This window comes from Thiothrix lacustris DSM 21227 (assembly GCF_000621325.1).
Classification (GTDB): Bacteria; Pseudomonadota; Gammaproteobacteria; order Thiotrichales; family Thiotrichaceae; genus Thiothrix; species Thiothrix lacustris.
Window position 1 is genome coordinate 85,614 of record NZ_JHYQ01000015.1, and the last position, 26,619, is coordinate 112,232.

Annotated in this window: 21 protein-coding genes; 17 read left to right on the top strand and 4 right to left on the bottom strand. The window is 52.6% G+C overall.

Going from position 1 to position 26,619, the window contains the following annotated elements:
- The first annotated feature begins 6 nt into the window (after positions 1 to 6).
- Both serC and pheA read left to right on the top strand, forming a co-directional pair.
- Entirely contained in the window at positions 7 to 1,092 is a 1,086-nt protein-coding gene (serC, locus tag Q394_RS0108430; protein WP_028488900.1) for a 3-phosphoserine/phosphohydroxythreonine transaminase, read from the top strand.
- 67 nt (positions 1,093 to 1,159) lie between these two features.
- Positions 1,160 to 2,263: a prephenate dehydratase gene (gene pheA / locus Q394_RS0108435; protein WP_028488901.1), complete on the top strand. Its 1,104-nt coding sequence runs from the start codon at positions 1,160 to 1,162 to the stop codon at positions 2,261 to 2,263.
- A gap of 47 nt (positions 2,264 to 2,310) precedes the next feature.
- On the opposite strand, the gene Q394_RS0108440 is transcribed toward pheA, so the two are convergent.
- Positions 2,311 to 4,020: a proline--tRNA ligase gene (locus Q394_RS0108440; RefSeq protein WP_028488902.1), complete on the bottom strand. Its 1,710-nt coding sequence runs from the start codon at positions 4,018 to 4,020 to the stop codon at positions 2,311 to 2,313.
- A 346-nt stretch (positions 4,021 to 4,366) separates the two neighbouring features.
- Here Q394_RS0108440 and Q394_RS0108445 point away from each other — a divergent pair, with 346 nt between their 5' ends.
- The 12 genes from Q394_RS0108445 (at position 4,367) to Q394_RS0108495 (ending at position 18,098) form a co-directional block, all read left to right on the top strand.
- The gene (locus Q394_RS0108445; protein ID WP_028488903.1) at positions 4,367 to 5,968 is read left to right on the top strand and encodes a cytochrome ubiquinol oxidase subunit I; all 1,602 of its coding nucleotides are present in this window, start codon (positions 4,367 to 4,369) and stop codon (positions 5,966 to 5,968) included.
- Positions 5,969 to 5,980: 12 nt separating this feature from the next.
- Complete coding sequence (gene cydB / locus Q394_RS0108450) at positions 5,981 to 7,123, top strand: cytochrome d ubiquinol oxidase subunit II (protein ID WP_028488904.1); 1,143 nt, start codon at positions 5,981 to 5,983, stop codon at positions 7,121 to 7,123.
- An 11-nt stretch (positions 7,124 to 7,134) separates the two neighbouring features.
- Positions 7,135 to 7,242, top strand: a complete 108-nt coding sequence (gene cydX, locus Q394_RS21890) for a cytochrome bd-I oxidase subunit CydX (protein WP_028488905.1) — start codon at positions 7,135 to 7,137, stop codon at positions 7,240 to 7,242.
- 258 nt (positions 7,243 to 7,500) lie between these two features.
- Entirely contained in the window at positions 7,501 to 8,778 is a 1,278-nt protein-coding gene (locus Q394_RS0108460) for an NAD(P)/FAD-dependent oxidoreductase (protein WP_028488906.1), read from the top strand.
- A gap of 77 nt (positions 8,779 to 8,855) precedes the next feature.
- Positions 8,856 to 9,116 (top strand): hypothetical protein, encoded by a 261-nt coding sequence (locus tag Q394_RS22855; RefSeq protein ID WP_245606756.1) that lies wholly within the window; start codon positions 8,856 to 8,858, stop codon positions 9,114 to 9,116.
- Positions 9,106 to 10,002 (top strand): efflux RND transporter periplasmic adaptor subunit, encoded by an 897-nt coding sequence (locus tag Q394_RS19600; protein WP_245606757.1) that lies wholly within the window; start codon positions 9,106 to 9,108, stop codon positions 10,000 to 10,002. Before Q394_RS22855 ends, Q394_RS19600 begins: the two co-directional genes overlap by 11 nt.
- Before the next feature lie 27 nt (positions 10,003 to 10,029).
- Positions 10,030 to 13,290: an efflux RND transporter permease subunit gene (locus Q394_RS0108470; protein ID WP_028488907.1), complete on the top strand. Its 3,261-nt coding sequence runs from the start codon at positions 10,030 to 10,032 to the stop codon at positions 13,288 to 13,290.
- A gap of 146 nt (positions 13,291 to 13,436) precedes the next feature.
- Positions 13,437 to 14,201 carry a hypothetical protein gene (locus Q394_RS0108475; protein WP_028488908.1) on the top strand — a complete coding sequence of 255 codons (765 nt, stop codon included), beginning with the start codon at positions 13,437 to 13,439 and terminating at the stop codon, positions 14,199 to 14,201.
- 137 nt (positions 14,202 to 14,338) lie between these two features.
- Positions 14,339 to 15,448 carry a spermidine/putrescine ABC transporter ATP-binding protein PotA gene (gene potA, locus Q394_RS0108480; RefSeq protein ID WP_028488909.1) on the top strand — a complete coding sequence of 370 codons (1,110 nt, stop codon included), beginning with the start codon at positions 14,339 to 14,341 and terminating at the stop codon, positions 15,446 to 15,448.
- Positions 15,445 to 16,311 carry a spermidine/putrescine ABC transporter permease PotB gene (gene potB / locus Q394_RS0108485; protein WP_028488910.1) on the top strand — a complete coding sequence of 289 codons (867 nt, stop codon included), beginning with the start codon at positions 15,445 to 15,447 and terminating at the stop codon, positions 16,309 to 16,311. The genes potA and potB overlap by 4 nt, the downstream gene beginning before the upstream one ends.
- On the top strand, positions 16,295 to 17,062 hold the full coding sequence (gene potC / locus Q394_RS0108490; protein WP_028488911.1) for a spermidine/putrescine ABC transporter permease PotC: 768 nt from the start codon (positions 16,295 to 16,297) through the stop codon (positions 17,060 to 17,062). Before potB ends, potC begins: the two co-directional genes overlap by 17 nt.
- A 1-nt stretch (position 17,063) precedes the next feature.
- Entirely contained in the window at positions 17,064 to 18,098 is a 1,035-nt protein-coding gene (locus Q394_RS0108495) for an extracellular solute-binding protein (protein ID WP_028488912.1), read from the top strand.
- Between the two features lie 40 nt (positions 18,099 to 18,138).
- Here Q394_RS0108495 and rnt read toward each other — a convergent pair whose 3' ends face one another.
- Positions 18,139 to 18,780, bottom strand: coding sequence for a ribonuclease T (rnt, locus tag Q394_RS0108500; protein WP_028488913.1), 642 nt, complete (start codon positions 18,778 to 18,780; stop codon positions 18,139 to 18,141).
- 207 nt (positions 18,781 to 18,987) lie between these two features.
- On the opposite strand from rnt, the gene aceE reads away from it, so the two are divergent.
- The 3 genes from aceE to lpdA are packed head-to-tail and all read left to right on the top strand — an operon-like array spanning position 18,988 to position 24,701.
- On the top strand, positions 18,988 to 21,645 hold the full coding sequence (gene aceE / locus Q394_RS0108505; protein WP_028488914.1) for a pyruvate dehydrogenase (acetyl-transferring), homodimeric type: 2,658 nt from the start codon (positions 18,988 to 18,990) through the stop codon (positions 21,643 to 21,645).
- A gap of 12 nt (positions 21,646 to 21,657) precedes the next feature.
- Positions 21,658 to 22,962 carry a dihydrolipoyllysine-residue acetyltransferase gene (gene aceF, locus Q394_RS0108510; protein ID WP_028488915.1) on the top strand — a complete coding sequence of 435 codons (1,305 nt, stop codon included), beginning with the start codon at positions 21,658 to 21,660 and terminating at the stop codon, positions 22,960 to 22,962.
- Positions 22,959 to 24,701 (top strand): dihydrolipoyl dehydrogenase, encoded by a 1,743-nt coding sequence (gene lpdA / locus Q394_RS0108515; RefSeq protein ID WP_028488916.1) that lies wholly within the window; start codon positions 22,959 to 22,961, stop codon positions 24,699 to 24,701. The genes aceF and lpdA overlap by 4 nt, the downstream gene beginning before the upstream one ends.
- A gap of 92 nt (positions 24,702 to 24,793) precedes the next feature.
- Here the strand turns inward: lpdA and Q394_RS0108520 are convergent, their stop codons facing one another.
- Complete coding sequence (locus tag Q394_RS0108520) at positions 24,794 to 25,633, bottom strand: class I SAM-dependent methyltransferase (RefSeq protein WP_028488917.1); 840 nt, start codon at positions 25,631 to 25,633, stop codon at positions 24,794 to 24,796.
- 257 nt (positions 25,634 to 25,890) lie between these two features.
- Positions 25,891 to 26,619, bottom strand: a 729-nt coding sequence (locus Q394_RS22705; RefSeq protein ID WP_051543122.1) for a transposase, incomplete at its 5' end; no start/stop codon positions are given.

Consider the following 26,619-nt stretch of genomic DNA (forward strand, 5'->3'; position numbering starts at 1 on the left):
GCACGAATGAAGAGAATATTCAATTTCAGCGCTGGCCCTGCCATGTTGCCTCAATCCGTCCTTGAGCAAGCTCAGGCTGAAATGCTGGACTGGAATGGCAGCGGCATGTCAGTGATGGAGATGAGTCATCGTGGCCATGAATACATGTCTATCGCTGCTGAAGCCGAGGCGGATCTGCGTGAAATCATGGGTATCCCTTCCAATTATAAAGTACTGTTTTTGCAAGGCGGCGCGAGCAGCCAGTTTGCGATGATTCCGCAAAATCTGCTGCGTGGCAAAGGCACGGCAGACTACGTGGACACCGGCGACTGGTCAGACAAGGCCATCATGGAAGCCAAGCGTTACGGCAAGGTTAATGTGGTTGCCTCTAGCAAAATAGGCAATTACACCAGTGTTCCGGCGTTTGATACGTGGACGCGTGATGCCAATGCGGCTTATTTGCACTACACCCCGAATGAAACCATTCGCGGGGTGGAGTTCGGTTGGATTCCTGAAACAGGCGATGTTCCCTTGGTCGCGGATATGTCTTCTACTATCCTGTCGCGTCCGCTGGATGTCAGCAAGTTTGGCCTAATCTACGCGGGTGCACAGAAAAACATTGGCCCGGCTGGTTTGACCATCGTGATTGTGCGTGATGACCTGATTGGCGAAACCCTGCCGGGTACGCCGACCATGTTCGATTACAAAATCCATGCTGACAATGAATCCATGTATAACACACCGGCAACCTATAGCTGGTATTTGGCCGGTTTGGTATTCAAGTGGATCAAGCAGCAGGGTGGTTTGGCAGGTATGGCAACCCTCAACCAACGCAAGGCACAAAAGCTCTACACTGCGATTGAAACGTCTGGCGGTTTCTACCATAGCCCAGTCGCGCCTGACTGCCGTTCGTGGATGAATGTGCCGTTTATCCTTGCCAATGCTGAACTGGATAAATCCTTCCTCAGCGAAGCCGCCCAGCAGGGTTTGATGACACTGAAAGGCCATCGCTTGTTCGGCGGTATGCGTGCTAGCCTCTACAATGCTATGCCGGAAGCAGGCGTGGATACGCTGGTCAGTTTCATGCAAGACTTTGCGAAAAAGAACGGGTAATGCCTGAGTAACCATCCGCGAGTGATCACACTGCCACATGATGAACGATTTCAAAGGTAATATTGCTTTGAGTAACACGACTGTTTCCGCCACGAATGCGGCCTTAGTTGCCTTGCGTGAACGTATTGATGCGCTGGACACCCAGATGCTGGCGCTGTTGAATGAACGCGCCCGCTGTGCTGAAGAAGTAGCGCACACCAAATTGGCGGAAGACCCGAAGGCGAAGTTTTACCGCCCGGAACGCGAGGCGCAAATTCTCACGCGGATGCAGTCGCTGAATCAAGGCCCCTTACGCCATGAGCAAATTACGCACCTGTTTCGCGAAATCATTGCCTCGTGTCTGGCGTTGGAAGAATCCATGCGCATTGCGTATCTGGGGCCAGAAGGCACTTTCACACAAGAGGCTACTTTCAAGCACTTCGGGCTGAATGTTGCTACCCAACCTGTCGATTCTATCCCGCAGGTGTTCCGTGAAGTGGAAGCGGGCAGGGTGCGTTACGGGGTTGTGCCCATCGAGAATTCGACCGAAGGCGTGATCACGCATACGCTGGATATGTTCATGCAATCGGGCTTGCGGATTTGCGGGGAAATTTCCCTGCGCATCCATCAAAACCTGATGTGCCGCCACGCGAACTGGCAGAGTGTGCAAAAAGTGTATTCGCACGCACAATCGCTGGCGCAATGCCGCTATTGGCTGGATAAAAACTTGCCACAAGCCGAACGCATTCCGGTAAGCAGTAATGCCGAAGCGGCGCGTCTGGCCTCGCTGGATGATACCGCAGCAGCGATTGGTAGCCGTCAGGCCGCGCCGATCTACGGTTTGCAGATTATGCAGGACAGCATCGAAGATAACCCTAACAACACCACGCGCTTTTTGGTCATCGGTGATCAGGTGGTATCGCCGAGTGGTAATGACCGTACCTCGTTGCTGGTATCCACCCGCAATCGCCCCGGTTCCTTGTATCACTTGCTGAAACCGTTGGCTGAAAACGGTGTGGATATGACCCGCATCGAATCGCGCCCGTCGCGCACGACCAACTGGGAATATTCGTTCTTTCTGGATGTACGTGGGCATGAGCAAGACGCCGCGATTGGTGGGGCGTTGGAAGCACTGCGACAAGAAGCGGAAGTAGTGCGCGTACTGGGTTCTTACCCCGTCGCTGTCATGTAAACTTCCCTACCCCCCCTTCGAAAAAAGGGGGGGCAGTGGGGATTTTCTTACAACCCTTGAACAAACGCCAGAATCTCGGCAACCGGCACTTTCACCGCATCACCGCCACTCCGCGCCTTGTATTCAATCTCTCCGGCTTGTAAGCCACGCTCAGAAATGATGACCCGATGCGGAATGCCCACCAGTTCGTGGTCAGCAAACATCGCGCCGGGGCGTAATGCGCGGTCATCCAGCAACACATCCACGCCAGCGGCTTGCAGTTGTGCGTACAGTTCTTCCGCTTTCGCCGCTACATCAGGCGATTTCTGCATATTCAGGGGTGCAATCACTACGGTGAACGGCGCAATCGCCGCAGGCCAGCGAATGCCGTTTTCGTCGTTGTTCTGCTCAATCGCAGAAGCGACGACGCGGGAAACGCCGATGCCGTAGCAACCCATGGTCATGACTTGCGCCCGCCCGTTTTCATCCAGCACGGTAGCATTGAGTTTTTCCGAATAGGTTTTACCCAATTGGAAAATGTGTCCGACTTCGATACCACGCATGATGGATAGTGTGCCACAACCATCCGGGCTGGGGTCGCCTTCGATCACATTACGCAAATCGGCAATTTGGGGCAGGGCGACATCGCGTTCCCAGCTGATCCCGAAAAAGTGCTTGCCGTCGCTATTCGCGCCTGCACTGAAGTCAGCCATATTGGCGACAGTACGGTCAGCGATTACCGGAATTTTCAAGCCGACAGGGCCTAAAGAACCAGGGCCTGCGCCAATCAGTGGGCGGATTTCATCTTCACGAGCAAAGCGCAAGGGTACGGCAACGCCGGGGATTTTTTCCGCCTTGATTTCGTTCAGGGTGTGGTCGCCACGTACCAACAGGGCGATGAAATCGGCTTCAGCATCCTCCGCCGCTGCCACGATCAGTGTTTTGACGGTTTTCTCGATAGGCAGGCCAAATTGTTCCACCAGTTCTTCGATGGTTTTGGCATTGGGGGTGTCGACTTCACGCATTGCTTCCGTTGGGGCGGCACGTTCGGCGATCAGGCAAACGGCTTCCGCTAGCTCGATATTGGCCGCGTAGTTGCTGCCACTGGCGAAGGCAATCGCGTCTTCCCCGGAATCGGCAAGGACGTGGAATTCGTGCGAGGCATTACCACCGATTGAGCCGGTATCCGCTTGTACCGGGCGGAAATCCAAGCCCAGCCGTTGGAAGATGCGCGAGTAAGCCGCGAACATCGTGTCGTAAGTTTCCTGCAAGGATCCCTGCGTCGCGTGGAAGGAGTAGGCATCCTTCATCAGGAATTCCCGTGCACGCATGACCCCGAAACGTGGGCGAACTTCGTCACGGAATTTGGTCTGGATCTGGTAGAAATTGATCGGCAACTGCTTGTAGCTGCTCAATTCTTTACGGGCGTAATCGGTGATGATTTCTTCGTGCGTGGGGCCGTAGCAGAAATCACGCTGATGGCGATCACGGATGCGCAACAGTTCCGCCCCGTACTTTTCCCAGCGCCCGGATTCCTGCCACAGTTCTGCCGGTTGGATGGAGGGCATCAGCACTTCAATGGCTCCGGCATTATTCATTTCTTCGCGCACGATGGCTTCGACCTTGCGCAATACCCGCAAGCCATACGGCATCCACGTATACAGGCCGGAAGCAAGGCGGCGGATCATGCCTGCCCGCAGCATTAATTGGTGGCTGATGACTTCGGCATCCGCTGGCGTTTCACGCAGGGTAGTCAGGGGGAATCGGGAAACTCGCATGGTTGTGTTTTTATCCGGTAAGGGGAAACAGGGGATTATAGGATTCACGGCAGGTTTACGAAAGCCCTATGGCTTTATTCGCTGTCGGTTTACAGCGTTAATAGGACAAATATTTGTTAGGCCTGCTGCTTATCATGAAAACGTTGGGGATTACCCGCATCTAATTAGCTGTATTTGAATGAATAAAAGAAGAATTACCTGTTGTGCTTTGATGGAAATCAATGTTGCTGCACTGCGATGGGCAGTATATTTCTGGCTCGGTAGGTAGGAGTTCTCTAAAAATAACATCCGGCACTGCTGGTATAGCCGGAATGTTAGTCGTCAACGTGCTAAGAGGTAGCGCCACATGATTACAGATGCAGTAGTCGATCTTTCGCGGTTGCAGTTCGCAACTGTCGCCCTTTACCATTTTTTGTTTGTCCCGCTCACGCTGGGTATGACCTTTATGCTGGCCATTATGGAATCAGTGTATGTCATGACCGGCAAGCAGATTTACAAGGATATGGTGAAGTTCTGGGGTAAGTTGTTTGGTATCAACTTCGCTCTCGGTGTCACCACCGGCTTGACCATGGAGTTTCAGTTCGGTACGAACTGGGCTTACTACTCGCATTATGTTGGCGACGTGTTTGGCGCACCGCTAGCGATTGAAGGCTTGATGGCCTTCTTCCTCGAATCGACTTTCGTCGGCTTGTTCTTCTTCGGTTGGGATCGTTTAAGCAAGACCTCACACTTGATGGTGACATGGCTAATGGCTATCGGCACCAACTTGTCGGCTTTGTGGATCCTGATTGCCAATGGTTGGATGCAGAACCCGGTGGGTGCAGAATTCAGCTACGAAACCATGCGCATGGAAATGGTGGACTTTGCAGCGGTATTGCTCAACCCGGTTGCACAGGTCAAATTCATCCATACGGTGGCAGCGGGTTATGTGACGGGGGCGATGTTCGTATTGTCGATTAGTGCGTGGTACATCCTCAAAGGGCGTGACCTTGGGTTTGCCAAACGTTCGTTTGCTGTTGCAGCCGGTTTCGGCATGGCGTCCATCCTCTCCGTTATCTTGCTGGGTGACGAAAGTGGTTACGAAGCGGGTGACGTGCAGAAGATGAAACTGGCAGCGATTGAGGCTGAATGGCATACCGAACCCGCTCCGGCTGGCTTTAATGTCATTGCCTTCCCGGATCAGGAGAACGCTGAAAACAGTTTCGCCATTAAGATTCCTTACGCGCTGGGTTTGATTGCGACACGTTCATTAACGGAGGAGGTCAAAGGCATCAATGATTTGGTGGCAGAGAATGTCCAGCGAATCCGCAATGGTATGGTGGCCTATGGCTTGCTCATGAAATTGCGGGCAGGTACAGCGACGGAGGAGGAAAAAGCGGCATTTGCAAGCGCTCGTGTGGATTTGGGTTACGGCTTGTTACTGAAGCGCTATACCGAGAATGTGGTGGATGCGACTGAAGAGCAAATTCAGAAAGCTTCTAGAGACACAGTGCCACACGTTGCACCGTTGTTTTGGGCATTCCGTGTCATGGTGGCCGCTGGTGTAGCAATGCTGTTTATTTTTGCATTGGCATTCTATTACACGGCGAAAAAGACGGCGTATGAAAAGCGTTGGTTGATGCGTTTGGCGGTTGTTGGTTTGCCATTACCGTGGATAGCCATTGAATCTGGCTGGTTTGTAGCGGAATACGGGCGTCAGCCTTGGGCGGTGGGTGAAATATTGCCGACGTTCTTGGGGACTTCTACCCTGACTGAAGGGGATTTGATCGGTAGCCTTATTGGGTTTGTGTTCTTCTACAGCATTCTGCTGGTGGTGGAAATGTACTTGATGATCAAGTTTGCGAAACAAGGCCCTAGCAGCCTGCATACCGGACGCTATCACTTTGAGAAGCACGGTGGTGGTCATGCGGGTGCGGTGCTCGCTGATAAACTGAACGACAAGGTATAAGGAGCACAGACCATGATTTTTGATTACGAAACCTTCAAGTTGATCTGGTGGGTCTTGGTGGGTGTGCTGTTTATTGGCTTTGCACTGACTGATGGCTTTGACATGGGTGTCGGCGCATTGTTGCGCATCGTCGGTAAAACCGATGAGGAACGCCGGGTGGCGATTAATGCGATTGCCCCTCACTGGGATGGCAATCAGGTTTGGTTGATTCTGGCTGCCGGTGCGATTTTTGCGGCGTGGCCGATTACCTTTGGTGCATCGTTCTCGATGTTCTACTGGGCATTGGTACTGACGTTGTTTTCATTGTTTTTCCGCCCGGTGGGCTTTGACTACCGTTCCAAGATTGCGGATACGCGCTGGCGGAATACGTGGGACTGGGGTCTGGTGGTAGCAGGTGTTGTGCCGCCACTGGTGATCGGCGTGGCGTTTGGCAACTTGTTGCTGGGTGTGCCGTTTGCATTTGACGAGTTCCTGCGGATCACCACTTATGGCTCATTCTTTAAGCTGTTCCACCCGTTTGCCGTCTTGGTGGGTTTGGTCAGTTTGTTGATGTTTACCATGCAAGGTGCGACTTACCTGATGTTGCGTACTGATGATGTGGTGTATGCACGTTCACGTAAGGCAGCGCAATGGACTGCCGCAGGGGTAATTGTGACCTTCGGTTTAGCAGGTATCTGGTTATGGGCGGGTATTGATGGTTATGCCATTACCCAAGCGCCACCGCATGATTCACTGCCGAACCCGATTGCGAAAACGGTTGTGCCGATGGCTGGTGCCTGGTTGGCGAATTACAGCACCTATCCACTGGCGATCATGGCACCTATCGCAGGTTTCCTGGGGGCATTTGGGGTGTTGATTCTGGCGGGTAAAGACCGTCCGGTGTTGAGCTTCATTCATAGCTCCTTGTGCCTGATCGGGGTGATTATGACGGCGGGTGTTTCGCTGTTCCCGTTCGTGATGCCTTCTAGTCTGAACCCTAGCCACAGTTTGACGATTTGGGATTCTTCTTCCAGTCATCTGACGTTGGCGATCATGTTCTGGGCGGCGGTTATTTTTGTACCGATTATTCTGTTCTACACCGTGTGGTGCTACAAGCAGATGTGGGGAAAAATTACCGTTAAATTCATCCGTGACAACGATCACAGCGTTTATTAAGGAGGTTTGCCATGTGGTATTTTGCTTGGTTACTCGGCGTATTGCTGGCGTGTTCTTTCGGTATCATCAATGTGATGTGGCTAGAATTTCATGGCGGGCTGGACGCGGATGATGAATAGGCCATTTTAGGGACGTATTCAATACGTCATCGTTAAGGGGAGATATTTCATGTACTCCCCTTAACGAAACTATTACGGCATAGGGTTGTACAGTGAGTGAATGTCCCCCATTCGCTTTAGTATTCTAATATGCAAATATTCTTATATATTAATACATAGTAATATACTAACTTATTGAATTTTAAGTGATTTTTTTGACTTTTTTTGCTCAATGTGGTTTCATGCCGTTCAGATAAAGAAACCGTTTAGGAGTTGAATATGGCCCATGTTGTCGTTCTTGGTGCTGGTACAGGCGGGATGCCTGCTGCTTATGAGTTGCGTGAAATTCTTGGTAAAGGGCATGACATCACTGTCATCAATGAGCGGGATTATTTCCAGTTCATCCCCTCCAACCCGTGGATTGCTGTGGGTTGGCGTACCCGTTCCGATATTTCTTTCCCGATTGAAAAATATTTGAGCCGCAAGAAAATCAAATTCATTGCCAGCCGTTGCAACAAGATTGATGCCAACGGTAGCAAACTGCACATGGACAATGGCGAAGTGGTCAACTACGACTACCTGATTATTGCCACCGGCCCTAAACTGTTTTTTGATGAAGTGGAAGGTTCTGGCCCGCACGGTGGTCATACTCAGTCGGTTTGCGATGTTACCCACGCTGAACAAGCTTACGAGGCATACCAAAAACTGCTGGAAAAAGGCAGTGGTCATATCGTTGTGGGCGCGATGCCTGCGGCAAGCTGTTTTGGCCCAGCTTACGAATTTGCCTTTATCCTCGATGCCGACATGCGCAAGCGCAAGGTGCGTGACAAATTCAAGATGACTTATGTCACTTCCGAACCTTACATCGGCCATCTGGGTTTGGGTGGAGTAGGCGACTCTAAGGGTATGCTGGAATCGGAACTGCGTAATCATCACATCAACTGGATTACCAATGCCAAGACCCACAAGGTTGAAGCAGGCAAGCTGTTTACCACGGAACTGACCGCGAAAGGCGAAGTGGAAGAAGAACACGAAATTGCTTTCGACTTTGCGATGATGCTGCCTGCTTTCAAAGGTGTTGAAGCCGTTGCTGCGGTGGAAGGTCTGTGTAACCCGCGTGGTTTTGTGATTGTGGATGAATTGCACCGCAGCCCAAAATACAAAAACATTTACTCGGCGGGTGTGTGTATTGCCATCCCACCATTGGAAGCAACGCCAGTCGCGACAGGTATGCCCAAAACCGGCTATATGATCGAGTCAATGGTGACCTCCGCTGTTCACAATATTGCCGATGAAATCGCAGGCAAGGAACCGCATACCACCGGCACCTGGAGCACGATCTGTCTGGCAGACTTTGGGGATAGTGGTGCGGCTTTCGTCGCCATTCCGCAAATCCCGCCGCGTAACATGGTGTGGGCGAAGAAAGGCAAGTGGGTGCATTTGGCCAAGATTGCCTTTGAAAAATACTTCATCCGCAAAATGAAAAAAGGCAGTTCCGAGCCATTCTATGAAAAGTCCATCATGAAGATGCTGGGTATTACCCGCCTTAACGACTAGCCTGAGCCGGGCAGGTTGCTTTGTGGCGCTTGCCCGGTATTGATTCGGTGAAATCGTGATGTTTTGAGGAGGGCATCGTGATGGATAACAAAAAGTCCGCGTTTGTGGGGCTTATAGGTGTGGTATTGGGTATCGGTTTTCCTACCGGTGCGCAGTCTGCCGAGATTATTCCCGTTGAAGTTTCCAGCACCCAAAGCCAATCGGTGCTGGGTAGTACCGTTGTGCCTTACAAGGAAGTGACCTTGACAGCACAAATACCGGGGGTAGTGAAGCGGGTGGCGGGTGGCGGGGGGCGTTGGCGCTTCTTTCGCCGCAGGCAATACCCTTGTGCAGATTGATGATTCACAGTTGCAGGCCAAGCGCAATGAGGTGGCTGCCCAGATTGGCACTGCACAGTCTGGGGTTACCAATGCTCAGGCACAATATAACCGCGAACAGATTTCACCCCGTAGCAAGGATATTGGCGCGATGCCGGGTTTTGGTATGCCTGCCATGTTCGACAGACTGGGGACACGCCAGTTTGCCAGTACCTTTATGGGTGGTTATGACGACAATACTATCCGTCAGGCAGATTTGGAGAATAGCCGTGCGACTGTTCTTCAAGCACAAAGTGGTCTTCAACAAGCCAGTGCCCAGTTACAGGAACTGGATGCCGCTATCGGTAATGCAACCTCAACCGCTCCGTTCGAGGGCATGATCCTATCAAAGCAGGTTGAGGTCGGTGATACCGTCCAGCCCGGTCAGCCGCTTCTCACTTACGGTTATATCAAAAACAAACGCCTGCAATCGGATGTACCTTCTGGCTTGGTTGCGGGTTTGCAGGTGGGAATGACCGTCGCCGCCAGAATTAACAGCAACTTCGACACAACAGCGAAAGTCGCCGAGATTTACCCATTGGCTGACCCAACCCGTCATACGGTGACAGTCAAATTTGACCTTCCCGCCGATGTTGAGGCAACGCCAGGCACGTATGCCGAAGTGCATTTGCCAGAAGGTGATAGCGCCGCCAGCTTGTTCATTCCCAAAACAGCCTTGTTCAAAGGTAGCAGTTTGCCCAGTGTTTTGGTCGTTAAGGATGGCAAATCACAATTATGGCTGGTGCGCCTTGGAACCGATCAAGGCAAGGATAAAGTCAAAGTCATCTCAGGTTTGGATGCCACAGAACAAATCATCAATGATCCACCCGTTGGCGTCGTTTCTGGCTGGATGCCACCTGCGAAATAATGCCCTTTACCGTCAGGCTCGTTACACATGAATGATTTCCCCAAAGACGCCGATCCGGCTGAAATAGAGCACCCCAATTTGGGGTTGGCAGGCGTTACCGCCAAAGCCTTTATTACTTCGCCGCTCTCCTTGTTGTTGCTACTGGCTTTTTTTGCCGTGGGTGTGTTGGGGATGTGGGTCACGCCGCGTCAGGAAGACCCACAAATATCCGTGCCGATGGTGGATATTTTTGTGGGCTATCCCGGTGCGTCGGCGCAGGAAGTTGAAAAGCTGATTTCCCGTCCGCTGGAAAGTATCCTCTCGGAAATGACGGGGGTGGATCACGTTTACTCAGTGTCCATGCACGAACAGTCGATGGTCACGGTACAGTTTATCGTGGGTCAAGAACTGGAAGCTTCGCTGGTCAAACTTTACGACAAGTTGGCCTCCAATCAAGACAAGATTCCCCAGCAAGCCTCAACCCCTAGCGTGAAACCCAAAGGGGCGGATGATGTCCCGCTGGTTACGCTGACCTTGTGGTCGAATAAAGTTGAGGATACCAACCTGAGGCTGATTGGGTTGGATGTGCTGCAAAGCCTGCGCGAAGTGGAAAACACCAGCCAGAGTTTCATGGTAGAAGGCCGTCATGAAGCCTTGAAGGTTGAAATATTGCCCGAACGTTTGGCGACCTTTGGGGTATCGCTGGAACAGGTAGCCAATGCTATCCGCATGGCGAATTCGGAACGCAGCACTGGCACGGTTGAACCTAACCAGAAAGTCTTCAAGATCTATAGCGGTATTTTCCTGAATTCTGCCGCCGATATTCAGCGTCTGATTGTGACGGTAGCGGGGGGCAGGCCAGTCTATGTGCGTGATGTCGCGACGGTGACGGAAGCAGCGATGGAAGCAGATCATGCTGTTGCTTACTTTACAGGCCCTGCGGCGCAGGCTGTGCCAGAAACTGCCGATAATGCCGCTGCGGTCACGCTGGCGATTGCCAAGAAAAAGAACACCAATGGTGTCGATATAGCCAATGCGATACTGGCGAAACTGGAAGTGCTCAAAGGCCGGATTATTCCCGACAATGTGCATGTCGAAGTGACCCGCAATTATGGGGCAACCGCGAAAGAAAAGGTCGATGAACTGATCTTCAAGCTGTTTGTTGCGACTGGTATCGTGACGCTGCTGGTGTGGTTCTTCCTCGGTTGGCGTGCGGCGACAGTGGTGCTGATCGTGATTCCGGCGGTGATTACCACCACGGTGTTTGCGGCTTGGCTGATGGGTATGACGATTGACCGGGTGAGTCTGTTTGCGCTGATCTTCTCCATCGGCATTCTGGTCGATGACGCCATTGTGGTAGTGGAAAATATTTACCGGCGCTGGTTGATGGACAGCAGTACCAAAATCAGTATTGCGGTCGATGCAGTGCGTGAGGTAGGCAACCCGACTATTCTGGCAACGGGCACGGTGATTGCAGCTTTACTGCCGATGGGCTTTGTCAGCGGCATGATGGGGCCTTATATGCGCCCGATTCCGGTACTGGGTTCGGTGGCGATGGTGATTTCCTTGTTTGCAGCGTTTGCCTTTACGCCGTGGCTGACCAATCGCTTTAGACCTTCCCTGAAAAGCTTGCAGGCGGCGGCGGAGAAAGAGCACAAGCAAGCGGCGATGATGGAAAAGTTTTTCCGTGGTGTTATCACACCTTTGGTCGATAGCCGTTTTAAGGGCTTTACCTTTCTAGTGGGCATTATCGCGACCTTCTTCGTGTTTATGCTGATGTTCTACCCATTCACGGGTGTCAGGGTGAAAATGTTACCGCTGGATAACAAGCCGGAATTCAATGTGGTGGTCAATATGCCGGAAGGCACGGCAATGCCCGTGACCGCCAATCTGGTGTACCAACTGGCGGGCAAACTCAAGACCTTGCCGGAAGTAACTGCTCTGCAAACCTATACTGGCACAGCTTCGCCTTTCAATTTCAACGGCTTGGTGCGCCACTATTATTTACGCCAGCAACCTTGGCAGGCGGATATACAGGTACAGCTTTCCCCCAAACACGACCGTAAGCGCAGCAGCCACGAGATTGCGGTGGAGGCGCGGGAAATCCTGCAACCTTTGCTGGGCAATACTGGCGCGAAACTTCAGGTTGTCGAAATGCCGCCGGGCCCTCCGGTGCTGCAATCTGTAGTCGCCGAGGTTTATGGGCCGGATGCGAATACCCGCCGTCAGGTCGCGGCTGATTTGACTCGCTTCTTTAGTCAGGCCGAAAACCTTGGGGACGTGGATAACTTGATGGAAGACGATCATGAGGTGCTGCGCTTCATCGTGGATTCGGACAAGGCGCAACGTAATGGCATTACTGCCGAAGCGATCAACCGCACCCTGGAAATGGCGATGGGGGGTTATGTGTTGGGTGACATCAAGAAAAACGCCTTGATCGACCCGACCCGTATTGTGATGCAGATTCCGCTGGAAGCCCGCTCGCAAATTTACCGCTTGTCACAACTGCCCGTGACCAACCCGGCCGGGCAGGCTGTACCGTTGCAGGAATTGGGTACATTCGTGTTCGAGAAGCAGGACAAGCCGATTTACCGTAAGGATTTGCGCCCGGTTGAATTTGTGACGGCTGAAACCACTGGGCGTTTGGCTGCACCGGTTTACGGGCAAAGTCAGGTAGAAAATCTGCTGAAGGCTGCCAACAATGGCGAAGGCTACCGCAGCCCGGATGGCACGTTGTTACATGAACAAGCTTACTGGCTCAAGACCCCGCAAGAGGTGGAAAGTAAATCCGCTTTCGAGTGGGGCGGTGAATGGACAGTAACGTGGGAAACCTTCCGCGACATGGGGATTGCGTTTGCCGCCGCACTGGTATTGATTTACATGCTGATTGTGGCGCAGTTCGGTAATTTCATCCTGCCTGCCATCATCATGGCACCGATTCCGCTGACCTTGATCGGCATTGTGCCGGGGCATTGGCTGATGAATGCAGAGTTTACCGCAACGTCGATGATCGGCTTTATTGCGCTGGCGGGGATTATTGTGCGCAATTCCATCCTGCTGGTGGACTTTGCCCGAGGTGAAGTGGCTAAAGGTATGCCGGTGTTGGATGCGGTTATCCATTCTTGTGAAGCGCGTACCCGCCCGATTTTAATTACGGCGCTGGCCTTGTTTGGTGGCTCGATGGTGATTCTCTCTGACCCGATTTTTCAGGGGATGGCGGTGTCACTGATCTTTGGCGGGGCTGTGGCGACTTTATTGACCCTGCTGATTATTCCGCTGGGTTGCATCAGTGCCGGAAAGTCACTGTGAGTAGACTCCTTCTATTCATCCTAACGTAGAAGGTTTTTTGGCTCCGTGTCTTGTGTACGGAGCCATTTTTTTATTGGGACGGAGGTGGTTTGCTAGTAATGGTCTCGGATGATAAACATTAAACACGTTAGAGAGGATGGATGAAAATGAAATTACCTATCATGGTTTTCGCCAGCTTGTTGGCCTTGTCTACAGCGGCATCGGCTGAATTTTTCAATGGTTTTGATAATGGCTCAGGAACTGGCAGTGGTCAGGGTAGCGGGACTGCCAATACCTCTGGAACCGGGCAAGGTTACGGCACGGGTGCAAGCGATGCCAGTGGCTTTGGGCGTGGTAAAGGTGATGCCGATGGCGCTGTCGATTTCACTGTGACCTTCAAAGGCAAGGGCAATACCGACATGGCTTCCGATGCAGCAGGTAGCGGGCGCGGCAATACCGCCAGTAATCTGCAAGGCAGTGGCTATGGTTACGGTAATGGCTATAACAATATGAGCGGTTACAGCAATACCTCGGGTAATAACAGCGGTGGTGGCAGCCCTTGGGGCAGTGCTAATCCGTGGGGTGGTAATGGTGGCAGTCCTTGGGGTGGTTTCCCGTGGGGCGGCAATAATGGCGGCGGTATGCCCAATATGCAGATGCCTAACATGCCTAACATGCCTAACATGCCTAACATGCCTAACATGCCTAACATGCCTAACATGCCTAACATGCCTAACATGCCTAACATGCCGATGATGCCACAGCAGAATTACAACGGTATGTCCCCTATGCAGCAGATGCCAATGCAACAGCCGCAGATGATGATGGTACCGCCAGGGTATATGCTGGTGCCGATACCCGCAGGCTCGGCTCCGGCAGCAGCAACTAGCGCTCCAGCACCAAGTGCAGCAGCGCCAGCCGCCGCTCAGTAACGAGTGCGCCTGACATTCTTCCTGTGGGAGCTTGCTCCTACGGGGGAATGGATTTCGGATAAATCAGTCAACCAGCAGTCGATGTTGGTTATAATCAATGCCAGTGTGATGAATCATGTTAACCACTGGAGTATCGCTTGACCCGATCACCCATCCTTACCCTGAGTAACATTAGCAAGCGGTTTGCATCTCAGGAAGTGCTCTCCGATTTTAATCTGACGATACAGGATGGTGAATTCTTCACGATTCTGGGGCCATCTGGCTGCGGTAAAACGACCGTGTTGCGCTTGATTGCAGGCTTTGAACAGCCGAATGAAGGGCAAATCTTGCTGAATGGCGACGATATTGCCCGCATTCCCGCTGAAAAACGCCCCTTCAATACGGTATTCCAGAGTTACGCGCTGTTTCCTCACCTGACGGTATTCGACAATGTAGCCTTTGGTTTGAAAATGGCCGGGGTCGATGTGCAAGACATCGCGGTACGGGTAGCGGATGCGCTGGCGATTGTGCGCCTTTCCGAGTTTGCCACCCGCAAGCCACATCAGCTTTCCGGTGGTCAGAAGCAACGGGTCGCGATTGCCCGCGCCGTGGTGAATCGCCCGAAAATTTTATTGCTGGATGAATCGCTTAGCGCTCTCGATTATAAACTCCGCCAGCAAATGCAGCTTGAACTCAAGCAATTGCAACGCCAATTGGGGATTACCTTCGTCTACGTTACCCACGATCAGGAAGAGGCGCTGTCGATGTCTGACCGTATTTTGGTCATGCACAATGGGCAAGCACAGCAGGTTGGCACACCGCGCGAAATTTACGAATCACCGCGTAATCTGTTTGTGGCGCAATTCATTGGCGAAATCAATGTGTTTGACGGCGAAATCGTGCAGGCGCTGGGTGAATACCAGTACGAAGCCAGCATTAACGGCGTGGTGCGTGAAATCCGCTGTGACCACCGTTTTGCAGTGGGTGACAAAGTACACGTGATGTTGCGCCCGGAAGACTTGCGCATTGATTGCCGCCCGGACGTGGCAGAACGCAAAGGTTTCCCCGGCATTGTGCTGGAACGCAGTTACACCGGGCAGACCCTGAATTCACACATCGAGCTGGAAAACGGGCAAACCTTGATGGCGCACGAATTCTTTGACGAAGACGACCCCGATTTTGACTACAGCATCAACCAGAAAGTGGGGGTGGACTGGGTGCCGGGTTGGGAGCATGTGATCCCGGCGGAAAGATCGGGGAAAGCATGATGGTGATAAATTTCCGCCGATTTGTGATTGTGCTGACCGTGGTGTGGTTGGGGCTGTTTGTGCTGGTTCCGCATGTGTTGGTGTTGCTGACCAGCGTAATGTCGCCTGATCCGCAGCATTTGGCGGTGTGGCCGCTGACGCTGAATTCCTGGGGGCGTTTGCTGGAGCCGTTGTATGCCGAAGTGTTCTGGCACAGTTTGTGGCTGTCGACCCTGACGACGGCGATTTGTTTGCTGCTGGGCTATCCGTTTGCGTACATCGTGGCGAAATTGCCGGGGGTGTGGCGTGGTTTGCTGCTGTTTTTGATGATTGTGCCGTTCTGGACGAACAGTTTGATCCGCACGTATGCGATCAAGCTGATTCTGGGGAACAAGGGGTTGGTGAATAGCTTGTTGCTGGCTTCGGGTTTGGTGGATGAGCCGGTGCAGTTGTTGTATACGCCGTTTGCGGTGATTTTTGGGCTGGTGTATGTGCTGTTGCCGTTCATGGTGCTGCCACTGGTGTCGAGTTTCGGCAAGCTGGATGGCACGTTGCTGGAGGCCGCGCATGATTTGGGGGCGGGGTTTTGGCAGCGCTTCCGGCTGATCATTGTGCCGCTGACTATGCCGGGGATTATTGCGGGAAGTTTGATGGTGTTTCTGCCCGCGATGGGGATGTTTTACGTGGCGGATTTGCTGGGTGGCGCGAAGAATCTGCTGCTGGGAAATATTATTAAGAACCAGTTTTTGGTGGTGCGGGATTGGCCGTTTGGGGCGGCGTTTAGCGTGGCACTGATTGGGATCATGGCGGTGTTGCTATGGCTGTATTTCTTGGCAAATCGGCGGATTAACCGGGCAGGGGGGTTGGATGATGAAAGTTTTTAAATGGAGCTTTATCGCCGCCATCTTCGCCTACCTCTACCTGCCCATCGCGATTCTGGTGATCAATTCCTTCAACGTTTCCAAATACGGTTATGAGTGGAAAGGCTTCACCCTCAACTGGTACGCGAAGCTCTGGGAAAATGAGGCATTGGCGCAGGCTTTCCTGAATTCCCTGCTAATCGCGACGCTGGCGGCGACGGCAGCAACCCTTATCGGAACCTTGATGGCGCTGGCCTTGTACCGTTACCGTTTCCCGCTCAAGGCCACCTCCAGCGGGTTGTTGTTCATTGTGATGATGTCGCCAGATATTGTGCTGGCGATTACCTTTTTGGTGATTTTTATTGCGTTGGGTATCCAGCTTGGTTTCTGGTCGTTGCTGATTGCGCACATCACCTTTTGCCTGCCGTTTGTGGTGATTACGGTGTATGCGCAACTCAAAGGTTTCGATCAATATTTGCTGGAGGCTGCGCAGGATTTGGGGGCGAGTGAAAGCCGTATTTTTCGCCTGATTATTTTCCCGTTGGTGTTTCCGGCGATTGTCGCAGGGTGGTTATTGAGCTTTACCCTGTCATTAGATGATGTAATCATCAGTTCGTTTGTGACCGGCCCCAGCTTTGAAATCCTGCCGATCCGGGTGTTTTCGATGGTTAAGGTCGGTGTTTCGCCCGAAGTGAATGTGTTGGCAACCCTGTTGCTGGCGCTGTCACTGCTTTTGGTCACGTTCTCAACTTTGCTACTCAGGAGAAAACACTGACATGAAAAAAATCCCTGCTTTACTGGCTGCTGTGCTGATGGCGGCGACAACGGCGCTGCACGCTGAAGAAAAACTCGTGGTTTACAACTGGGCAGAATACATTCCCGAAAGTACGCTGGCAGATTTCACCAAGGAAACCGGTATCAAGGTCGAGTATTCCACCTACGAAAATAACGAGGTGATGTACTCCAAGATCAAGCTGCAAAAGGGCAAGGGTTACGACATTGTGGTGCCGTCCTCCTATCTGGTGTCGAAGATGCGTCAGGAAGGTTTATTGCAGAAGATTGACCCTGCCAAGCTTACCAATCTGAAAAACCTCTCGCCTGATTTGCTGGACAAACCCTATGACCCCGGCAATGAATACAGCGTCCCCTACCTGTGGGGCAGCACTGGCATTGGCGTGAATGCCAAGGAAATTGACCCTGCCACCATCACTTCATGGGCAGATTTGTGGGATGAAAAGTGGCAAGGTAAGCTGTTGCTGACCGATGATGTGCGTGAAGTCTTCCACATGGCGCTGAAAAAGAACGGCTTTTCCACCAATACCACTAACCCGGATGAAATCAAAACAGCTTACGAAGACCTGCAAAAACTGATGCTCAACGTGCTAGTATTTAATGCAGATGCGCCGCGTGAACCGTTTCTGGCGGGCGATGTGAATTTGGGAATGATCTGGAGCGGTGAAGTCATCATGGCGCAACAGGAGAACCCGGATATCCAGTACATTTTTCCCAAGGAAGGCGCGGGTTTCTGGGTAGACAGTTTTGCGATCCCGGTTGGTGCGGAACATGTCGAGAATGCCCACAAGTTCATTGATTACATGTTGCGCCCTGAAGTGGGTCAGAAAGTGGTCGAAGAGCTGGGCTACAGCACACCCAATATGGCATCCAAGGCATTACTGGATGAGGATACTCAAAACAACCCGGTGATTTTCCCGCCCGCAGACATCGTTAAAGCCAGTGAATTCCAGCAGGATGTTGGCGACGCTATGAAAGTGTATGACGGCTATTGGGAAAAATTGAAGACAGGAAAGTAATTTTGTAGGGTGAGTGGAGTGGCTCCACTCACCCTATATTTTAATTCTCGACAGCTTTAAACGCTGCATCGAGTGTTTGCCAGGTATTCACGAAATGGCAAAATAAATCTGCTGTTTTTTCAGCATCATACACGGCTGAGTGTGCTGAATCTGCATCCCAGCCCATGCCTGCTGCTTGCGCCAGTCGCGCCAATACCGTTTGCCCATACATCACCGCACCCAAGGAAACCGTGTCCAGCGTGCTGAAGGGGTGGAAGGGGTTGCGGGTGGCTTTAATGCGTTCCGAGGCCGCGTGCACAAAGTTTAGGTCAAACGGTGCATTGTGACCAACCAGAATGGCGCGGCTGCAACGGTTAACCTTCACTTCTTTGCGGATGACCTTGAAGAATTCTTCCATCGCTTTCGGTTCAGGGACAGCCATGCGCAAGGGGCTGAAAGGCTTGATGCCATTCACTTCCAGCGACTTGGGGTCCATGTTGGCATTGGGGAAAGGTTCAATGTGCCAACTGAAAGTACGGTGGCGTGATAGCTCACCTTTTTCGTCGATACGCAGCACCACGGCTGCCACTTCGAGCAACGCATCCTTGCGGCAATCAAAGCCTCCGGTTTCCACATCCACCACTACTGGGAGGAAGCCACGGAAACGTCCGGCGATAGGGATAATTTCTATATCATCAGTCATAGCGAGAGCTTAACGGAACTGATGTAAAATGAATAGGAAAGATTTTAAAAAATATTTAATGCGCATAAGTTATTAATATTTAAGTTTTTATTTTTGTAATAATTTTTTCTTTCAAAAAAATAGGATCGTGTGATATGGTTCATATCCATCTGGATAATAATACCATTTGGTGCGCCAGAGTTATCGCTGGAAGAGAGAGGATTTACAATGGATAATTCAATACAAGATATTGATTTGCAAGAAACAAAAGAATGGACTGATTCCCTTGAAGCAGTCATTGAAGCAGAAGGTGTGGAACGTGCCCACTTCTTGCTAGAAGAGCTGATTGCTACCGCCCGTCATAACGGCGCGAATCTGCCCTATTCAGCCAACACCGCTTACATCAATACGATCCCCCCCCATAAAGAACGCTATACGCCCGGTAAGCCCGCGATTGAAGCGCGTTTGCGCTCTTACATCCGCTGGAATGCCGCCGCGATGGTGGTACGTGCTAACCGGGAAAGCCCGGAACTGGGCGGGCACATTGCCACCTTCGCCTCAGCCGCGACTTTATACGATGTGGGCATGAACCATTTCTGGCACGCGCCTTCCCCGCAACACGGCGGCGACTTGCTGTATATACAAGGTCATGCTGCACCGGGGATGTATGCGCGTTCCTTCCTTGAAGGCCGATTTACCGAATCCGAACTCGACAATTTCCGTCAGGAAGTGGATGGCGGCGGCTTGTCCTCTTATCCACACCCGTGGCTGATGCCGGATTACTGGCAGTTCCCGACCGTTTCCATGGGGCTGGGGCCGATCAAGTCGATCTACCAGGCACGCTTCATGAAGTACCTGCAAGACCGCAAGCTGGCTGAAACCGCCAACCGCAAGGTTTGGGCATTCGTCGGCGACGGTGAAACCGATGAGCCGGAAACCCTCGGGGCGATTTCCCTCGGTGGTCGCGAAAAACTCGACAATCTGGTGTGGGTCGTCAACTGCAACCTGCAACGTCTGGATGGCCCAGTGCGTGGCAACGGTAAAATCGTGCAGGAACTCGAAGCGGTATTCCGTGGCGCTGGCTGGAACGTCATCAAAGTCCTGTGGGGTTCTTACTGGGATCCGCTCTTGGCCAAAGACAAAGATGGTTTGCTCAAAGCTCGCATGATGGAAGCGGTCGACGGCGAGTACCAGAACTACAAATCCCGCGATGGCAAATATGTGCGCGAAAACTTCTTCGGCAAATACCCCGAACTGAAGGAAATGGTCGCGACAATGAGCGACGCCGACATTTGGCGTTTGAACCGTGGTGGCCATGATCCGCACAAAGTGTTTGCCGCCTACCACGCAGCCGTAAACCACACCGGGCAGCCAACCGTTATTTTGGCGCATACGGTTAAAGGTTACGGCATGGGTTCTGCTGGCGAAGGCCAGAACCGTACCCACTCGCAGAAAAAGCTGAGTGGCGAAGAAATGATTGCTTACAAAAACCGTTTCAACATCCCGTTGAGCGATGCGGATGCGGCTGAAGCGAAATATTACCGCCCTGACCCGAACGGCGAAGAAATGCAGTATCTGCTGGAACGCCGCAAAGCCTTGGGTGGTTCTTTGCCGCAGCGCCAGACCCATGCAACGCCGCTGAAAGTGCCGGATATTTCCATTTTCCAACCGCTGTTGGAAAGCACGGGCGAGCGCGAAATGTCGACCACGATGGTATTCGTGCGCTTGCTGACCTTGCTGGCACGCGATAAAAACATGGGTCGCCATGTTGTGCCGATTGTGCCGGATGAGGCGCGGACGTTTGGTATGGAAGGCATGTTCCGCCAGTTGGGGATTTACTCCTCGGTCGGGCAATTGTACGAGCCGCAGGATAAAGATCAGGTCATGTTCTACAAAGAGGACAAGACCGGGCAGATTCTGGAAGAGGGTATCAACGAAGCGGGCGCGTTCTCCTCGTGGATTGCAGCAGCGACAGCTTACAGTACCCACGGCGTGAACATGGTGCCGTTTTACATTTACTACTCCATGTTTGGTTTCCAGCGCATTGGTGATTTGGCATGGGCGGCGGGTGACTCGCGTTCACGCGGCTTCCTGATTGGCGGCACGGCAGGGCGTACCACGCTCGCCGGTGAAGGCTTGCAACATCAGGATGGTCACGGGCTGATTCAGGCAGGCTTGATTCCGAACTGCCTGTCTTACGACCCGACCTTCTCTTATGAAATGGCGATCATCATTCATAACGGCCTGAAACGCATGTATCAGGATCAGGAAGATGTGTATTACTACATCACCGCGATGAACGAAAACTACACGCACCCCGCCATGCCAGCTGGTTGCGAAGACGGCATTGTCAAAGGCATGTACCTGTTCAGCGGCGGCGGTAAAAAGCGCAAGAAAGTGCAACTGATGGGTTCAGGCACGATCCTGCGCGAAGTGATTGCTGCCGCAGAATTGCTCGACAAGGAATGGGGCGTGGATGCCAATGTGTGGAGTGTGACCAGTTTCAACGAACTGGCGCGTGAAGCCCGTGACATCGACCGCTGGAACATGCTGCACCCGCTGGAAGATGCGAAAGTGCCGTATGTGACCCAAGCCATGAAAGGCCAACGTGGGCCTGCGGTTGCCGCGACCGACTATATCCGCCAGTACCCGGATCAAATCCGTGCTTGGTTGCCAGTGCCTTACACTGTGTTGGGCACGGATGGCTTTGGGCGTAGTGATACCCGTGCGCAACTGCGTAAACATTTCGAGGTTAACCGTCATTACATCGTGATTGCCGCACTGAAAGCGCTGGTGGATGAAAAATCCCTGCCTGCTGCTGATCTGGTCAAGGCGATGGAAAAATACGGCATCAACCCCGAAAAACCCAACCCACGTCTGGCATAAGGAGAGCATGTTATGGCAATCCAGGAAATTTTAGTGCCAGACATTGGCAGCTTCAAAGATGTTGAAATCATTGAAGTACTGGTTAACGTTGGCGATACGATCAACGTTGAAGACTCACTCATCACGATTGAATCCGACAAGTCGTCGATGGAAATTCCCTCACCCGCAGCGGGTGTGGTCAAGGACGTGAAGGTTAAGGTCGGCGACCGGATTTCGGAAGGGAGTCTGGTGGTGATGATGGATGTGACGGATGGCGCTGCGGCTGCTCCTGCACCCGTTGCTGCTGCACCGGCAGCTCCAGCCCCTGCACCCGCTCCGGCAGCGAAACCAGAACCACGTCCGCAACCGGTGAAATCGCCAACAGCAGCCGTGCAGTCCGAAGCCGCGAAGCTCGATTTCAGCAAGGCTTACGCGACGCCATCGGTACGCAAGTTTGCCCGCGAACTCGGCGCTGATCTCAATAAAGTGACCGGCTCAGGCCGCAAAGGGCGCATCACCCAAGAAGACGTGAAAGCGTACATCAAGGACGTGATGAGCATGGGCGGTGTGCCGGGCAGAGGTGCTGCTTCCGGCAATACGCTCGGCGTTGCACCGATGCCTGATATCGACTTCAGCCAATGGGGTGAAATCGAAACGGTGGCGCTGTCACGCATCAACAAGCTGACGGGCGAATTCCTGCACCGCAACTGGGTACACATTCCGCATGTGACGCAGTTTGATCAGGCGGACATTACCGATCTGGAAGCCTTCCGCAAGCAGTTGAATGAGGAAAATGCCAAGTCCGGGATGAAAATCACCCCGCTGGTGTTCATCATGAAAGCGGTAGTGGCTGGCTTGAAGGCTTACCCGCGTTTCAATTCCTCACTGGATGCGAAGGGTGAAAACCTGATCCGCAAGCATTACTACCATGTGGGTGTGGCCGTGGATACGCCGGATGGTTTGGTCGTGCCGGTGATTCGTGACGTGGACAAAAAGTCCATCATGCAACTGTCGGAAGAGTTGAAAGCAATCTCTGGCAAGGCGCGTGACAAGAAGCTGAAACCGGCGGACATGCAAGGCGGCTGCTTCTCGATTTCCAGCCTCGGCGGGATCGGCGGCACTAAGTTCACCCCGATTGTGAATGCACCGGAAGTCGCTATCCTCGGTGTGTCCAAATCCGACATCCAGCCGATCTGGAACGGTAAAGAATTCGCGCCGCGCCTGATGCTGCCGCTGTCGCTGTCGTATGACCATCGCGTGGTCGACGGGGCGGAGGGTGCGCGTTTCACCACCTACCTTGCGAAAATGCTGGGTGACATTCGGAGGTTGCTGGTATGAGCACGCTAATCGAAGTCAAAGTCCCCGACATTGGTAGCTTCAAGGATGTGGAAATCATCGAAGTGCTGGTCGACGCTGGTTTCAAGATTGAAATGGAAGATTCGCTGATTACCATTGAGTCGGACAAATCGTCGATGGAAATCCCTAGCCCCTTGGCTGGCACTGTCAAGCAGATGCTGGTGAAGGTGGGGGATCGGGTGTCGGAAGGGTCGGTGTTGTTGATGCTGGAAGTGGCGGAAGAGGGGGAAACCCCTCCTAGCCTCCCCTTATCAGGGGAGGGACAAGAAGTTGCTCCCACACCTCAAGCAGCAACTTTTAGTGGCACGGCGAATATTGAGGCGGAATTGGTTGTGCTCGGCTCTGGCCCCGGCGGCTACACCGCTGCGTTCCGCGCGGCTGATCTCGGCACGAAAGTGGTGCTGATCGAGCGTTACCCTAATATCGGCGGGGTGTGCTTGAACGTGGGTTGTATCCCGTCCAAAGCCTTGCTGCACACCGCTGAGGTGATTGAAGAGGCTAAGGAATTTGCCAAGCATGGGGTGAAATTCGGTGAGCCGGACATCGACCTCGCTGCGGTACGGGCGCACAAAAGCGATGTGGTCAGCAAGTTGACCACGGGTCTGAAAGGGCTGGCAAAGCAGCGTAAGGTGCAGATCGTGCAGGGTTATGGTCGTTTCACCTCTGCGCACACGCTTGAGGTGGAAGCGGCAGACGGCAGCAAGCAAACGGTTAAGTTTGCCAACTGCATCATTGCTGCGGGTTCGCGTGTTACCAAATTGCCGTTTATTCCGTGGGATGACCCGCGTGTGATGGATTCCACCGCTGCGCTGGAATTACAGGAAATCCCCAAGCGTTTGCTGGTGGTTGGCGGTGGCATTATCGGGCTGGAAATGGCCACGGTTTACCACGCGCTGGGCGCGAGTGTGACGGTGGTGGAGCTTTCCCCCGGTTTGATGCCCGGTGCTGACCGCGACATCGTGAAGCCTTTGCACAATAAGATCAAAGGCCAGTACGAAGCCATTTACCTCAATACCAAGGTCACGGCGATTGAGCCGACGGCGGCAGGGTTGGTGTGTTCGTTTGAAGGCAAGGGTGCGCCGGAAAAGGATACCTTTGACCGGGTGCTGGTCGCGATTGGGCGTAGCCCCAACGGTGATCTGATCGACGCGGGTAAGGCAGGTGTCTTTGCGGGCGCTCGCGGGTTTATTCCGGTGGATAACCAAATGCGTACCAATGTGCCGCACATTTTCGCGATTGGCGACATCGTGGGGCAACCGATGCTGGCGCACAAAGCCACGCACGAAGGCAAAGTGGCGGCGGAAGTCATTGCCGGGCACAAGGCGTATTTCGATGCGAAAACCATTCCATCGGTGGCTTACACCAACCCGGAAGTGGCGTGGATGGGTAAGACTGAAGAGCAGTGCAAGGCTGAGGGGATTGCGTATGAAAAAGGCGCGTTCCCGTGGGCAGCAAGTGGGCGGGCTTTGTCGATGGATGCCAGCAACGGCATTACTAAAGTGCTGTTTGACAAGGAAACCGGACGGCTGATTGGCGCGGGCATTGCGGGTAAGAATGCCGGTGAGCTGATTGCTGAGGCGGTGTTGGCGCTGGAAATGGGTGCGGATGCGCATGACATCGGCTTGACTATCCACCCGCATCCGACGCTTTCCGAGACGCTGAACTTTGCGGCGGAAGTGGCAGAAGGGACTTGCACGGATATTTACGCGCCGAAGAAGTAATCCCTTACTAGAAGATTTTAAGTTTGACTCCTCACGTTAAGTGAGAAACCGGTTGGCGGCTCGCGTGAACAACGAGCCGCTTTTTTTTGCCGTTATTTTTGGGCGCTGACACCCATCAGGTGCTCGACTTTTTGTACGTGCTTGAAGCCTGCCGCCTTGAGCCGGTGGATGACGCCATCGACAAAGCTGCTGCCTTTTTTGACGACGTGTGGATTGCCGGTGTAATGAAACAGCCGCCCGTCGCGGCGTAGCACCCGGAAGATTTCCCTGTAGAATTCTTCGCTGTAGAGTTCCCCGGCGAGGGAAAAACGCGGTGGATCGTGAATGACCGCATCAAAGGAAGCCGCTGGCATGGAGCCTATCAGCTCATAGCTACTGCCTTGGCGTTGCACAATTCCGGCTTGCCCTAAATCATTTGACCACGGGTTTTGTGAGCGTAGCCTCATGACTTCCGGGCTTAGTTCGATGCTGAGTACTTCGCTTGCGCCGAGTCGGTGGGCGGCGATGGCGGCATAGCCCAAGCCGCTACAGCAGTCCAATACCTTGTCACCCTTGCGCACTGCTTGTTGCGCCATCGCGGAGGCGCTGGCAAAGGGGTCGGTTCCCTTGGAGATGTGCATCTTGACGCCGCTAATTTCCAGCAGCGGTGCGCCAGCCGTGGGAACGAGCTTGTAGTAGCCAGTGCTGCGGTCTTCCAAGGGGTGTATCGTGCCATCGCGACACAGGTAGATCCTCTGGGTCTTTTTGACGATGCTTTTGAGGGTGTCGATGGAGAGTCGATTGTCTGCGTCGAGCACTAGGCTCTGGTCGCTTAAGGCAAAGTCTTGTTCCGAAAGGTTCAGGTCGGTGGAGAGCCGGATGCAGGTAAGCCCCTTGGCGATGGCATCCAGCGCTTGTTTGGCATTGTCTGTGTGGAGGTAGTAGCTGGGCATAGTGTTTCGTCTATCTGGCTAAAAATACTGACCGTACTATATCGAATTAGAAGCATACCTCAAGTTTAGATGCAGAGAATTTCCGTTTGTTAGGTTTTCTCTGTGTTTCCGAATATTGGTATTTCGTCGACTTCATAATAGAGGTCGTTGCCACATTTACAAACTGCTTTCCACGGCCTCCCTATATTGTTCTGAGTCTCGTGCTCGCTTTTTTCACCACACTTCAATGGTGTGCAAAATGATTTGCTTTGATTTCATTATTTGCACCATTGTTTCTCACAAGGAATACCATCATTGTTTCCATCCATTTTGAGGTTTGGACAATTGTTCAAAAAGAAAGTAGCTTCTTCGCAAGAGTTCATTTGAGAACAATATACTCTGCCATCACAGCGAAAGCTTGAAGATTTACCGCTTTGACTATATGAGTTCTGTTTATCAATGCGTGGAGATTCGCCACCAATGATTGTTAATGCGCCATCAATCGGTTCTTTTCTTTCACATACCGTTCCTACAGGCACGCTACCATATATAACATGGCCATCTTTAGTAATGCATTTTGTGGCTATAGTCGGTGCGGCGTTTGAGGGGGTATTTAGTAAAGGTAATTGATGTTGTTTATAGAAAAAATTTCCATACCATCCAATGCCGACTAAAAGAGTGATCAAGATTATATTTTTCATATCCAATTTGTTTCTTTTGTTGTTGTCTAATGTCCGGGTTTGCTGGGCTAGATCAAACATCTCCTTCCCGATCAAGCCTTGGCGGTCACAAATTAGCAGCACTTGGGTAGACAGTTTGGTGATCAGCTCCCCGGCATTGGCGATAAACGCCGCCAGCGTGGTGAAGTGCGGTTGGCTGTCACCGGAAATCGCAATGAACAGCATATTCTCACGGCACGCTGATTCGATTTTGCGGCTACTGATAATGCCACGGCTGTAAGCTAACAGGATGATTTTGAGTAACACCGCTGGGTCAAAAGCGGCTGC

What these genes read in the sequence shown, in the direction of transcription:
- serC (WP_028488900.1), top strand. Translation starts at nt 7, where the DNA reads ATGAAGAGAATATTCAATTTCAGCGCTGGCCCTGCCATGTTGCCTCAA.
- Q394_RS0108440 (WP_028488902.1), bottom strand. Translation starts at nt 4,020, where the DNA reads ATGCGAGTTTCCCGATTCCCCCTGACTACCCTGCGTGAAACGCCAGCG.
- Q394_RS0108445 (WP_028488903.1), top strand. Translation starts at nt 4,367, where the DNA reads ATGATTACAGATGCAGTAGTCGATCTTTCGCGGTTGCAGTTCGCAACT.
- cydB (WP_028488904.1), top strand. Translation starts at nt 5,981, where the DNA reads ATGATTTTTGATTACGAAACCTTCAAGTTGATCTGGTGGGTCTTGGTG.
- cydX (WP_028488905.1), top strand. Translation starts at nt 7,135, where the DNA reads ATGTGGTATTTTGCTTGGTTACTCGGCGTATTGCTGGCGTGTTCTTTC.
- Q394_RS0108460 (WP_028488906.1), top strand. Translation starts at nt 7,501, where the DNA reads ATGGCCCATGTTGTCGTTCTTGGTGCTGGTACAGGCGGGATGCCTGCT.
- Q394_RS0108470 (WP_028488907.1), top strand. Translation starts at nt 10,030, where the DNA reads ATGAATGATTTCCCCAAAGACGCCGATCCGGCTGAAATAGAGCACCCC.
- Q394_RS0108475 (WP_028488908.1), top strand. Translation starts at nt 13,437, where the DNA reads ATGAAATTACCTATCATGGTTTTCGCCAGCTTGTTGGCCTTGTCTACA.
- potB (WP_028488910.1), top strand. Translation starts at nt 15,445, where the DNA reads ATGATGGTGATAAATTTCCGCCGATTTGTGATTGTGCTGACCGTGGTG.
- potC (WP_028488911.1), top strand. Translation starts at nt 16,295, where the DNA reads ATGATGAAAGTTTTTAAATGGAGCTTTATCGCCGCCATCTTCGCCTAC.
- Q394_RS0108495 (WP_028488912.1), top strand. Translation starts at nt 17,064, where the DNA reads ATGAAAAAAATCCCTGCTTTACTGGCTGCTGTGCTGATGGCGGCGACA.
- rnt (WP_028488913.1), bottom strand. Translation starts at nt 18,780, where the DNA reads ATGACTGATGATATAGAAATTATCCCTATCGCCGGACGTTTCCGTGGC.
- aceE (WP_028488914.1), top strand. Translation starts at nt 18,988, where the DNA reads ATGGATAATTCAATACAAGATATTGATTTGCAAGAAACAAAAGAATGG.
- aceF (WP_028488915.1), top strand. Translation starts at nt 21,658, where the DNA reads ATGGCAATCCAGGAAATTTTAGTGCCAGACATTGGCAGCTTCAAAGAT.
- lpdA (WP_028488916.1), top strand. Translation starts at nt 22,959, where the DNA reads ATGAGCACGCTAATCGAAGTCAAAGTCCCCGACATTGGTAGCTTCAAG.
- Q394_RS0108520 (WP_028488917.1), bottom strand. Translation starts at nt 25,633, where the DNA reads ATGCCCAGCTACTACCTCCACACAGACAATGCCAAACAAGCGCTGGAT.